General features: G+C 41.2%; 8 protein-coding genes. 3 read left to right on the forward strand and 5 right to left on the reverse strand.

Annotation, left to right across the window (positions count from 1 at the left end; all coding sequences use genetic code 11):
• Positions 1-21: 21 nt before the first annotated feature.
• Together H9I37_RS03820 and H9I37_RS03825 are read right to left on the reverse strand one after the other, a co-directional pair.
• A complete protein-coding gene (locus tag H9I37_RS03820) occupies positions 22-1,203 on the reverse strand; it encodes a TraB/GumN family protein (protein WP_187381149.1) in 1,182 nt (393 codons plus the stop codon).
• Positions 1,200-2,609: a tetratricopeptide repeat protein gene (locus tag H9I37_RS03825; protein WP_187381150.1), complete on the reverse strand. Its 1,410-nt coding sequence runs from the start codon at positions 2,607-2,609 to the stop codon at positions 1,200-1,202. The genes H9I37_RS03820 and H9I37_RS03825 overlap by 4 nt, the downstream gene beginning before the upstream one ends.
• Positions 2,610-2,661: 52 nt before the next feature.
• Here H9I37_RS03825 and H9I37_RS03830 point away from each other — a divergent pair, with 52 nt between their 5' ends.
• Both H9I37_RS03830 and ilvB read left to right on the forward strand, forming a co-directional pair.
• Positions 2,662-4,515 carry a hypothetical protein gene (locus tag H9I37_RS03830; RefSeq protein WP_187381151.1) on the forward strand — a complete coding sequence of 618 codons (1,854 nt, stop codon included), beginning with the start codon at positions 2,662-2,664 and terminating at the stop codon, positions 4,513-4,515.
• 232 nt (positions 4,516-4,747) lie between these two features.
• Positions 4,748-6,466: a biosynthetic-type acetolactate synthase large subunit gene (gene ilvB, locus H9I37_RS03835; protein WP_187381152.1), complete on the forward strand. Its 1,719-nt coding sequence runs from the start codon at positions 4,748-4,750 to the stop codon at positions 6,464-6,466.
• Here ilvB and H9I37_RS03840 read toward each other — a convergent pair.
• Genes H9I37_RS03840 through H9I37_RS03850 form a run of 3 tightly spaced genes read right to left on the reverse strand, consistent with a single transcriptional unit; the run spans position 6,456 to position 10,938 of the window.
• Complete coding sequence (locus H9I37_RS03840; RefSeq protein ID WP_187381153.1) at positions 6,456-9,089, reverse strand: AAA family ATPase; 2,634 nt, start codon at positions 9,087-9,089, stop codon at positions 6,456-6,458. The two genes, ilvB and H9I37_RS03840, sit on opposite strands and share 11 nt — an antisense overlap.
• Entirely contained in the window at positions 9,090-10,328 is a 1,239-nt protein-coding gene (locus H9I37_RS03845; RefSeq protein ID WP_187381154.1) for a hypothetical protein, read from the reverse strand.
• A 25-nt stretch (positions 10,329-10,353) separates the two neighbouring features.
• A complete protein-coding gene (locus H9I37_RS03850; protein WP_187381155.1) occupies positions 10,354-10,938 on the reverse strand; it encodes a TP0733 family outer membrane beta-barrel protein in 585 nt (194 codons plus the stop codon).
• A 112-nt stretch (positions 10,939-11,050) separates the two neighbouring features.
• Between H9I37_RS03850 and folD the strand changes: the two genes are divergently transcribed.
• Positions 11,051-11,938, forward strand: a complete 888-nt coding sequence (gene folD, locus H9I37_RS03855) for a bifunctional methylenetetrahydrofolate dehydrogenase/methenyltetrahydrofolate cyclohydrolase FolD (protein WP_187381156.1) — start codon at positions 11,051-11,053, stop codon at positions 11,936-11,938.
• Positions 11,939-12,006 lie beyond the last annotated feature (68 nt).

Here is a 12,006-nt window from a genome sequence, read left to right on the forward strand (position 1 = left end):
GGCGAACGTTGCGGCTAAACCCTACAATTGATTAAATGTTTTAATAACATCGGCTCCGCCTGCAAACGTTCCAATCATGCTTCCTATAGTCGATAAAATCAAAATCAAAAGCGTTCTCAAAATTCTATTTTTGTAGAAACCTTTGATAGAAGTTACATCGTTTTGAAGCGTCTCCATATCTGAAACTTTTGGAGGGCAAACTAATGCCTGCACGATTGCTGTAAGAAAACCTATTCCGACAAAAGGGCAAAGCGAAGTAAAAGGGGCACCGACAAAGGCAACTATGATTGTAAGCGGGTGTCCTAATCCGAGCAGTGTCATAATTGCGGCAGGAATAGCGTTCCACAAAAACCACGTAGACAGCATCTGCGTGCCGCCTCTCACCCCACCGTATATAAAGCCGCCGATAAATAGTCCTATTATTGAGATTGGGATTAGCCAGCCTATAATTTTTCCGGTTATGCTTCCTTTTTTTATCTGCATGATATTTTCTACATCTGTAGATTCTGTTCCCACCGCGATTTTTTCAAGATATTCTTCAACGCCCTGAAGGTGACCTGCCCCGAGAACTGCTACAATATTTTTTCCGCCTGTTTCCCAGATTTTTGCAGCGAGGTATTTATTGCGTTCGTCGATTATCACTTCTTTGATAACCGGCATGTATTCTGCGAGCTCGTTCATCATAGAATCCATTTCGCTTGTGTTTTTTAGATTTTCAATCTCTTCAGCTTCAATTTCTTCTTTGCTGAATGCGCTTGTCAAAAGAGACGCTAGGAGTTTGCATTTTCCCCAAAGTGAACTTTGAGACCATGCGCGTTTTAGTGTGATTTGAACGGGACGGTCGACCATCGCAGTTTTTATATTGAGTTCTTTTGCCGTGTTCATCGCCGCAAGCATTTCGTCTCCAGGTTTTACGCCGGTGTTCATTCCAATTCGTCTTTGAAAAGATGAAAGGATTATGTTTGCGAGCATCAAAAATCCCTGTCCTTTTTTTAGCACTTTTACAATGTCGAGCTTAGCGTATTTTTCCGGATTTTGAATTGAGTCTGCACGCTTTTCGTCAAGTTCAATAGCGACGCAGTCTGGACTCAAGTCTTTTATTGCCGTTGTAACCTCATCTATGCTCTCTTTTGAGACATGCGCTGTTCCAATAAGTGTGATTGTTATTCCGTTTAATTCAAGTTTTCGCTTTGTTTGGCTCATTTTTTTAATCCCCATTCTGCAATTCTATATTCGAAAAACATCGGAGCGCTCATGCTCGTTACTTTTGAGTAGTATTCTCTCGCAAGTTCATCGGCTCCGTTTAGTTCGCAATATAGACCCATGTAGAATAGCATTTTGCCGCGTGTGTTTCTATTGCTCTCTTTTTCAATTCTCTGGTTTAGTGTAGTTTCTGCATTTTTGTTGTAGTTTTCGGCGTAAAACCTCAATATCAGCTGTTCAGTTGAGTTTGCTTCTTGTTTTTTCATAGCAGTTTGCAGAATTTTTTTTGCTGCCAAGCTGTCTCCCATTTTGAAATAGCACGCTGCAATCATGAGATAATAAGACCAGTTGTCGCTGTATTCAAGCGTTTTTGTAAAATATTTGGCGGCTGCTTCGTAGTTTTTTGAGCGGTATTCAAGGATACCTGTTTCCTCGTATGCAAAATAATATTTTGGATTTGTTTCAATCACTTTATGATAGTTTTCAAGCGCCAAGTCCCATTTTTCAAGGTCGTCGTAGTTTCCCGCAAGATACGCATACGCTAGAAAATATGACGGATCCAAGCTGACAGCTTTGTTCCATGCCTCTGCGGCTTCTTCAAATTTCCCTTGATGTCTCAGGTAATTGCCGTAATCAAGCCAATAATCGTAGTTTGTCGGCTCAGTTTTTAACGCTTTGCTTATATAGTTTGCAGCGCTGAGGTAATTTTCATCTTCAGCTTTGAGTTTTCCCATATAAGCGTTGGCTGCCGCATTTTTAGGGTCTTTGTCGAGAATCTCTTGAAGCACAGTCTTTGCAGTCGCTGTTTCGTCCAAAAAGTAAGACATACGCGCATAACCGAATTTTGCATCTATATTTTCTTTGTCGCCTTTTAACGCTCTCTGATACGAATTTCTTGCAAGTTTGTATTTTTTATTCAGAGCATAATCATCTCCTTTTTGGATATTTACAGACGGATTGTACGGGTCTACTGCAAGAATTTTATCAGCTGTTTGTTTATATGCAGTTTTATCACCTTTTGCTTTATTGCACATTGAGATTAATTCGAGCGCTTCGATGTTTGATTTGTCGAATTTAAGCACGTCGTTTGCAGTTGAAATTGCATTGTCGAACTGATGGTCTGAATAAAAAAGCGCTCCAAGTACAAGTTTGAGTTCTTTATCATCTTGTAATTCCGATGGGAGATTGTCGAATAAAGAAATTGCACCTTTTATGTCGTTTTGCGCAAGTCGCTGTTGAAGCTGTTTTGCAAATTTTACATTTGCAGGCTCATCTTGTTCTTTTGTAGGAGTTTTTGAAGCTGATTCTTCAATTTTGACTACAGGTTTTGTCGCACAGCTTGCCAAAATCAATGTTCCGCATACTGCCGCCAAAAACGACGATTTTAAAAACTTATATTTTTTCATTTTTCCTCGCATAGTTGAAATTAAACGAATCATTGGCTAAACTGGTAGCACAATGAGCATTCGGATATTAAAAAAAGCATTGGGGCTGCTTGTTGCCGATATCGTTATAATAATCGGCATTTTCGTCCTGCAATTTAGAACAGATTCAAGCATTATCAAAAAATCGGGAAATCTCCAGATAACACTTTTTCAATCTGAAAGCAATGCAGATGAAGTTGTCTATCGCAATAAACTTAGAATTACATACAACGGTCTAAATTTCTCTTTCGACGACCAAAATCCGGCAGTTGTTACGAAAAACGGTAATATTGTACCTGTAAAACTTGAAGACTGCAATCAGATAGACAACCTTTCCTATATGTTAAAATTTTCGGAAGACGTAAAAGTTACATTTGCTCTTGCGTCTGATTCTTCGGATGCCTCTTTGTCGATTGTTTCGGAGCTTCCTGACGGAGTTTCCGCCTTTTCAATCCCGTTTAATTATTCGACTAACGTAAAAGTCAAAAAGAACGAAGGAAACAGAATAGTTTTAGAGGGAAAAAAGAACTCGTGGAGGCTTTCTGCATCTTCTCTCGATTCTGGAAAGTTCACTTTGAACAAAGCTGACCATATTGCGACGTATTCTATCTACGATGAAACAAAACGCTTTTCATTTGACACGATTGCAGAGCTCGCGATTGCAGATGAAAGTGTGTTCCATAAAAATCTGGCAACTTTCCGCGATATTTTGATTTCTTCTTACGAATCAAGCGCTTCCGAATTCAATGTCACTGAGCAGATTGCGGTTTCGTATGTGGCAGCAAAAGCTGATGTCGGCGCATATTCCGACGCACTTGAAAAAGTTCCGTCGTCTCTTAAAAAGAGCAGCCAGCGGACATATTTTTCATCTCCTTATTTTGACACTCTTGAAGCGATGAATCAAAACCTTGAAAAGGTTGTCAGAGAATTCGACAAAAAGATAGTTGAAGCTTCCGTGAGCAAATCTCTCGACATCTTTACTGCTACAAATATTTCGGATTTCTTTATTATAAGCAACAACACTGCAGGCATAAAAAGTATTCTTCAAAGCGCAGCTCAGTCTGATATTTCAAAAGCAACAATTGCGCAAGTTTCAGGAATCTTGCGAGTTTATTGTAAGTTGACATCATTTAATTCCGGCTATGCAAAACATCTTGAGCCGATCCTTGAAAGCTGCATCTCAAAAATCACATCTGCATGCAAGTTTGAAGGAAATGTTCTTACAATTTCAGAAAACGATACGTTCCTTTCTGTAATTCAGGCTATTGAAACCGGTATAGACGTTATTAAGTACGGCAAGCTTACAGATAATGAGAAACTCCAAAAGACCGGGTATGTGATTGTAAACTCTTACCTTGCAGAAAGTTCTTCGTTTGATTTAAGGACGCTCTGCAACTTATATCCTGTCGTCGCTTATGAAAACGCATATTATCCTCATTTTGAAAAGCTCAACGTTGATGAAAACGGAAATCTTGCATGGGCATGGACTTGTGCTAAGAGCATTGAATATAAGAGAACTTCTGATGGCTCAATAGCACTCGATGTGGATTTTCCGTCAGGCGATACTCATTACATTATAGTAAAAGGAATCCCTCAGTTTTCTTCAATTTATATTTACAACATGGCGTTCCGCACAGACCCTAGATTTGAAACTTATAATTCTTCCGGTTATGTTTACAAAGCTGCTTCCCAAACTCTATTGCTCAAGTCAAGGCACAAGTCAAAAATTGAAAGCATTGTGCTAGAATATAGAGCAACAAAGGAAGTTGAACAGGAAGGACCGGCAGATGTCCAAAATGAAAATGGTGTGGCAGAATCAGAAGATGGAAATGGCGGAAATGGAACAGACGGAACTTCGGATGCAACAGGCGGGGAAGTTTCTTTTTAGGGCAGGAGGTGTGATAAAAAGTGTCGTCTGAAATATCGCCGATACTTTTTATTTCGAGTTTGCCTGGATGTTTGCAGAAGACGTGTATACGTGCCGTTTCGATAAAAATCAAATGAATACGATACGCTTTATTTTGCAAACTCGACTATTGAACGTGTGCGCTCTTGCGCACGGCTAAAAACTTTTTCGGAAATTGCTATTTCCTGCAAAAGTTTTTATGGGAGTATAGAAAATGAAATTCACCGGCGCACAGATTATTGTAAAAATGCTAGAAATGTACGGTATAAAGACAGTTGCGGGAATTCCCGGTGGGATGATTCTTCCGCTTTATGATGAATTAAGCCGCTCTTCAATTAGACACGTGCTTGTGCGTCAGGAACAGGCGGCCGGTTTTATTGCTCAGGGAATTGCGCGAACTACAGGTAAGCCTGCTGTATGCCTTGCTACGAGCGGTCCGGGAGCTATGAACCTTTTAACTTCAATCGCCGACGCACGAGCAGACTCTGTCCCGATAATAGCAATCACAGGGCAGGTAAACACAACTCAGATAGGAACCGATGCCTTTCAGGAAGCCGATACATTCGGGCTTTCGTTTCCGATTACAAAACACTCGATGATGGTAAAATCGCCTGAAGAACTCCTTGAAGCTGTTCCTAAAGCTTTCGAAATTGCCGTAAGCGGACGTCCCGGCCCTGTTTTGATAGATGTTCCGCGCAATGTTCAGACTGCGTTGTGCGAATTTGAAAAATGGCCGGAAATTAAAAACAAAAAATCCGATAATATTCGGTTTAAAACTCCTGCCTTTCAATATTCAGTAAAAATAGAAAAAATAGTTGAACTGCTTGCGAACGCCAAATGCCCGGTTTTGTTTTGCGGCGGTGGCTGTAACTCGGAAGAAGCTTCAGTTGAAATTAAAAACTTTTTACAAATTTACAAGCTTCCTGTAATTACAAGTTTGATGGGAATAGGTTGTATTCCGAGCAATTCTGATTTGTATGCAGGGATGGTTGGTATGCACGGAAACCACGCTGCAAACGTCGCTATGCACGACAGCGACCTTATTGTTGCAGCGGGAGTTCGGTTTGACGATAGAGCGACAGGCGATGTGAACAAACTGTGCCCGAATGCTAAAGTCGTTCACATAGATATAGACGCAGCCGAAGTAGATAAAATAGTTGATTCGTATATTTCAGTGATTGCAGATGTCGCTGTCGTTTTTTCAGATATCGTAAAAATCGCTGCCGCAAAAAGCATAAAAGCCGATGAAAAGTGGCTAAACAAAATCAAAAAAATCAAGGCTGAAAATACGAGCATAGAATGCGGACGCCCTAAAGGTGAAAAACTTTCAAATCCTCGCGAAATCATATCAAAAACTCCGGAATTGGCAGGCGAGTGCGGACTCAACTATTCAGATTTGATAATAACTACAGACGTCGGTCAGCATCAGATGTGGGTTGCCCAGTATTATCCTTTTGAATCCCCTCGTACTTTTTTGACGTCAGGTTCGCTTGGCACTATGGGTTTTGGACTTCCGGCGGCTATTGGTGCTGCAATCGGTTGCCCAGATAAGCGGATTGTGTGTTACAGCGGCGACGGCTCAATTTTGATGAATATTCAGGAACTTGCGACGTTGGCGGAGCAGAATCTGCCGGTTACTGTAATTGTGTTTCAAAACGGGACGCTCGGCATGGTTTATCAACAGCAAAAATATCTTTTTGCAAAAAACTACAGCGCTTCTGTTTTTGCTCATCAGCCGGACTTTGTTGAAATTGCACGTGGATTTGGCATTGAAGCTGTAGACGCAGATTGTGACCCTCAGTGGTACAAAAAGGCGTTTGATACAAACCGAAAAAATAAACCGTGCTTTGTAAAAGTCAGCGTAGACCCTGAAGAGCTTGTTTTGCCGTTTGTTTCTGGCGGAAAGGCTAATATAGATTCAATCAGGAATTAGATTTTTTTCCGGCAGATATGCTGATAAACGCAATTTCACTTTTCCAGCTGAATAGTGATTTTTCACACGCAGTCAGAATAAGGTTTACGATTTTTTGCAATTCACTTTTGCCAACCGCATCTATCATTTTAGTACCGTAAGCTGATTTTTCTGCATTGAACCATTTTTCAATATCGGCAGGCGTGATTTTTCGTTTTTCTGTGATTTCCTCTGAATGTATTTTTACAGTAAAACCGTGTTTTCGGAACGTGTTTGCAATGAAAAGTCCGTCCCAACTGAACAGCGGATTATCTCTGTCGCCGAAAAACTCTTCTTCGGCATCGTTCATCTTAGAAAGGCTTTCGCTGAACAATTCTATATTTTCCGCACCGAGTATTTGGTTTTTGACAATTTCGCTTATGTGTTGACCTTTTGACGGAATTTTTTGTGAGATTATCACGCGCCAGTTTTCGGCAAGAGGGCTTTCATATTCGTATTTTTCGTCATCTTTTTTATCTGAATCATCAGGAGAATCTAGCGGTTCAATGTTGTTGCGAGCCTGATTTTCAGGAATATATTTTTGCGGTTCAAAAACAGCTTTCAACGAATCTGCCAGAGCAATTATTGAACTCTCTGACGCAAATGGGTCGGTAAAAAAAAGCCTGTCAAAGATGATCCCCTTGTATTGAAACTTCAAAAGGATATCGTAAAAATCTCTTTGAGTCATAAAATCTGCTGTCAGCCCGCGGTCGCGTAACTGAAGAATTGGACGGTCAAGGTCTCCGAGGGTGCGTCCATACTGCTCTAGTATCTGTTTGCCTTTTTCTGCCCTGCATACTCCGCATGTGACTCCTTCAGGTTCTTTTCGCGCAACTTCCCAAAGCAAAAGCCCCGAGTCTGCATTCCAGATAAGTGAACGGTGGTGGCGGAGGATGTCGGCCATCTTTATCATTGTATCGCGGATATTCAAAAGAACTTCTGTTCTGTTTGAATCAAGACGCTGTCTCCAAAATCTGTCTGCCCGGTCAAGCGCGATTTCTTTTGCGTTGTCTTTTGGGCTGAAAGTGAGGTTTTCTCCGTTTTTTAACTCGCCGCTTTTAATATGCTCGTTTATCCACCATTCGCTGATTGGATTCGCTCCAAGCTCTGATTTTCGCCATTCTCCAGCTAGAGCTAAATCGCGACCAGCTTCCTGATTGTCTTTTTTTTTGAATATATTGATTGAGCCTGTTTCTTCAGGAGAAATTGCGAGTTCGTCTGAGGTGAACTCTCCGTTGTTCATTTGACGTTCAAGAATCTGCGCAATCTGAATCTCTCGGCGGCTTAAAACTTCGTTCCTGATAGTTCCTTCGTAACCTTGTGTGCTTGGAGTGTAGAATACGCGCCCCATCAGCGTGTCAGGCAGATACTGCTGTGCAACCCAGTGGTCGCGGTAAGCGTGAGGGTAGAGGTAACCGGCTCCGTGTCCAAAACTTTCTGCATCGCGGTTTGTGTCTCGCAGATGATTTGGAACTTCAGCATCTTCTTTTTCTACGCATGTAAGAGCATCAAAAAAAGCCATGCTGCTGTTCGATTTTGGCACCGTTGAAAGATAGAGCGCAGCGTGTGCTAAAAAATATCTTCCTTCCGGCATTCCGACCCTGTCAAACGCCTTTGCACAGCTCTCTACAACTGAAATTGCGCTCGGGTCTGCAAGTCCCGTATCTTCACAAGCGGAAATAAGCATTCGTCTGAAAATAAAATGTGGATCTTCTCCGGCGCTGACCATTCTCGCAAGCCAGTAACATGCTGCATCGGGGTCACGCCCTCGTATTGATTTTATAAAAGCGCTTATTATGTCGTAGTGGTAGTCTCCGTCTCTGTCGTATAAAACAACTTTTTTTTGAATTGATTCTTCTGCCGCTTCTTTAGAGATATAAATTTTAGTTCCATATTCGGGAACAGGCGGGTTTGCGTGCGGATTCCATTTTTCGGGAGTAGTTTCTACTGCAAGCTCAAGCGCATTCAATAAAGAGCGCGCGTCACCATTTGCAGTGTCTATTAAATGGTCTAAAGCGCCTTTTTCAAATTCAACTTTCCAGTGACCGTATCCGCGCTCTACATCTGTCAGAGCTTGGTGTGCTGCTTTTTGTAAGTCTTCATTTGTCAGAGGTTTTAGCTGAAATACCCTTGAACGGCTGACAAGCGCTTTGTTCACTTCAAAAAACGGATTTTCAGTAGTCGCTCCAATCAAGATGATTGTGCCGTTTTCTACCCAAGGCAAAAGTGCATCTTGCTGGCTTTTGTTCCAGCGATGAACTTCGTCTACGAATAAAATTGTCCGCCTACTGTAAAGATTGTAATAATCTTCTGCGCTTTTTATAGATGCACGTATATCTGCAACGCCTGTCAAAACAGCGTTCAGCGTTATAAAATTAGATTTTGTATGGTTCGCAATCACGCGGGCGAGGGTTGTCTTTCCGCTGCCCGGAGGTCCGTAAAAGATTACAGAAGTAAGTTGGTCGGCAGCAATTGCGCGACGCAGCAAACGCCCTTTTCCAACAATATGATCCTGTCCGATGTATTCATCCAAGTTTCTCGGCCGCATTCTTGCAGCCAATGGTTCCTGCGACATTTTCACATGTTCAAAAAGGCTGTCAGTCATTTATTCTCTGTTCCAGTTTCCACGCTCAGGATAGCACGACCAAAGTCCCACGTTCTGAGCATTTCCGATATTTGAAGCTTTTGAACCGAACAGCGAAGTTGTTGCGTAAAGTATGCTGTCACGTTCAGTTTTATCAGGTGTCGCATTCAATATTGCCGGCACAAAGAAAGTCGTTGTTATTTGGAAGTTTGCGTTTGTTTCAAACGGTGCAACTGCAGCAGGAATTCCTTCTGCCAAAGGTGCTCTAAAAATTCCACCGGAAGCAGATGAATTTGTCGATTCAAAATCTGCACAACCGATTAGGATTGAATCTTTACATGTTGCTAATGCTGAAATCAATTGATTTACTTTCGCCGGAGATTCGGTAAATGCTCCGCCCGCTGAATAGTAAAGAGTTTTGCCGTTTCCGTAATAAGCGAATGTTGCCTCATTTCCATAAGATTCATTTGTTGTAGATGCAGGAGAGTTGAAGAATAAAATGTTGCCGCCAAAGAAAATCGCCGATTGTGCGTTGCTTTTATCAGAATCTTCAACTTTTGAAACTGTATATTCTACAGGAGCGTTTCCCATTTTTAATTCGTAATATTTTACATCTTTAAAAGATGATGATGTTGACTCAGCGCTTCCTTTTCTGATAAAGACGTGTCTGTGTTCTTTTTTTGGAGCATTTGTCTGGAATATCGCAAAAGCCGTGTACTGATAATCGCCGCTCGTGTATTTAGGAAAGTATGTTCCGTCAGCATCGCTGATGACATTTTTCCAACCGTTGCCATCTTTCGAATCGATTTCCCACACGGAACCGGATTCAAGCGCTATTTTTTTTGCGTAAACATTTATACGATCCAAAATAGTTTTGCCTTCGCTGGCATCGTCTTTGAATGTTGCAGAAACAAGATAAAGATATTCCGAATCTGCAAGAACTTTTAAAAGTTGCTGACCATTGTGAATTTTCTTAAAAAAATCATACGAATGCATTTCAAACGGAAGATTTTCGTATACTGCCCACGAACCGTGTTTTGCGTTGTCCGCAAGTTTGTAACGCAAGCCTTTGTCTGCCGCAAGTACGAGGAATTCCTTGCCACCTGCCGTGTAGCGTGTAATTGCATTTATTGTCCCTGAAACTGTCGCATCTTCAGGTTTAACATCTTTACGAATTTCGTAAAAAATCGGGTTGTAGCAACTCGCCAGTAAAATTGAAAATAAAATAAAAGTTATTGTTATTAAAGTTGATTTTTTCATTTTAAATCCTGTCAATTTTATAAAATTAAAAGTGATACCTTATACCGATGACTGTAGATAAGAAAAACCCGTTGTCATTCTGTTCAGGCTTTGAAGGAAACCATTCGGGAATCCAGTAACATATTGCATTTAATCCTGCCGACCAACCTTCCGAAATGCGATAGTAAGCACCTCCAGATAATTTTGCGGCAAAAGAAGGGAAATATGTAAGTCCCTGACATGAAGTCGTTGCAAACCCAATGCCAGCAGAAAGAGGAAATTCGAATTTGCCTGTATATGGCTGAAATATAACTCCGGCAGTTACTGGAACTGTTACAAGAGCCTTTTTACCAACTGTGACGTTGTATCCTATTATCAAATCGCCGCCGACTGCAATCGTGTTAGTCAAAAATCTGTAATATGCAATCGAGGCACTGGCACCCGGATAGAGTTGCCCATCAAAGTTGAGTGGAAAATTTGCACCAAGATTGATAGAAAGCAACTGGTCTCCAGCACCGTTTTGTTCGTAAACGTAATCGTCTATGTATTCATCTCCTTGCCCGTCCGACTGAGCAAAAACCGCTGCTGCAAGAACACATAAAACTGTAAGTATTGAAAATATTTTTTTCATATTGCGACCTTTTTTCATATCGAGTATATTTCTTCTGATTGATAAATATTGTTAAAATATACTGTTTTTCTTGTTGTTTATCAATAAAACCAAATTGCCGGAGTTAAGTTACATGAGCGCAGTTATAATTGATGGGAAAAAAATTGCAGCGGATATCCGTGCCGGAGTTGCCGAAAAAGTAAAAAAATTGAAAGAAAATGGAGTTGAACCTTGTCTCGCAGTTATCCTCGTTGGTGAAAATCCCGCATCTGTTTCTTATGTGACAGGAAAACGTAAAGCGCTTGCCGAAGCAGGAATCGCAGACCGTTCAGTCAATCTGCCCGAAAGCACAACAGAAGAAGGACTTCTAAAAATAATCGATGAATTGAACAAAGATAATGATGTCGACGGAATTCTCGTTCAGCTGCCGCTACCAAAACATATAGACGAAGACAAAGTTCTCCTTGCTATCGAGCCTTCAAAAGATGTAGACGGTTTTCACCCTGTAAATGTCGGAAATCTTATGATTGGAAGAAAAGGGTTTTTGCCTTGCACGCCGCATGGAATCATCGTTCTATTAAAAACAATCGGGATTGAAACAGATGGAAAGCACGCAGTTGTTATAGGTCGTTCAAATATTGTCGGAAAGCCGGTAAGCATGTTGCTTGCACGTAAAGACGTCAACTGCACTGTTACAATCTGTCACACAGGAACAAAAAATATGGCAGAGCTCACAATCCAAGCTGATATAATCGTTGTCGCAAGCGGTCGCCCACACACGTTGACTAAAGATATGGTAAAAGATGGAGCAGTTGTGATAGATGTCGGTGTAAACCGTATCCCTGACAGCTCAAAAAAATCTGGATTCCGTTTAACCGGTGACTGCGATTTTTATGACCTTGTTGAAAAAACTTCATTTATCACACCTGTTCCCGGCGGAGTCGGTCCTATGACAATAGCAATGCTTATGCAAAATACATTGGAAAGTGCGTGTGCGAGGTGTTTGGATTATTCGTGTTAAAAGCAAGAGACTAGATGGGTAACACCTAGCCTCCGATATTTTTTTACATCTCCACGTGTAATAAAATA

Source organism: Treponema sp. Marseille-Q3903 (genome assembly GCF_014334335.1).
Classification (GTDB): Bacteria; Spirochaetota; Spirochaetia; order Treponematales; family Treponemataceae; genus Treponema_D.